Annotated in this window: 1 protein-coding gene; it reads right to left on the bottom strand. The window is 72.8% G+C overall.

The window, feature by feature from the left end; all coding sequences use genetic code 11:
- Window positions 1-118 precede the first annotated feature (118 nt).
- Window positions 119-361 carry a 30S ribosomal protein S18 gene (gene rpsR / locus B7767_RS29555; protein WP_085574828.1) on the bottom strand — a complete coding sequence of 81 codons (243 nt, stop codon included), beginning with the start codon at window positions 359-361 and terminating at the stop codon, window positions 119-121.
- Between the last annotated feature and the right edge of the window lie 95 nt (window positions 362-456).

The following is a 456-nucleotide window of genomic DNA, read 5'->3' as shown; positions in this document are numbered from 1 at the left end:
GGCCGTCCGCCCGGCCGCGTCGGCGTGATCGGCACCCGCGCGGGCGTCCGGCCGCACCGCCCGTCAGCGGTGTCCGTCCCGCCGGGCGGGCGGGACGGACACCGCTGGCGGGCGGGAATCAGCTCTGCCGGGAACCGTACGGAAGCAGGGCCGTCTCACGCGCGTTCTTGACGGCCCGTGCCACCTGCCGCTGCTGCCGGCGCGTCACATGGGTCACCCGGCGGCTGCGGATCTTCCCCCGGTCGGAGATGAACCTGTGCGGCAGATCGGTGTCCCTGTAGTCGACGTGGGTGATGCCGGCGGTGTCCAGCGGGTTGGCGCGTTTCGCGGTGCGCCGGTCGGTGCTCGTGCGTCGGGGGATGGCGGGGTCGTCCCTTTCTTCGCACACCGTGCGGTGCGTACGCGGCTTCAGGACACCGGGTCGGGCAAGTCGTCGAACGCGTGCGGAAGTTGTTG

The organism is Streptomyces sp. 13-12-16, from assembly GCF_002114215.1.
Lineage (GTDB): Bacteria > Actinomycetota > Actinomycetes > Streptomycetales > Streptomycetaceae > Streptomyces.
Note: the sequence above shows the minus strand (reverse complement) of the source record. Positions and strands in the feature narration are given on the sequence as shown.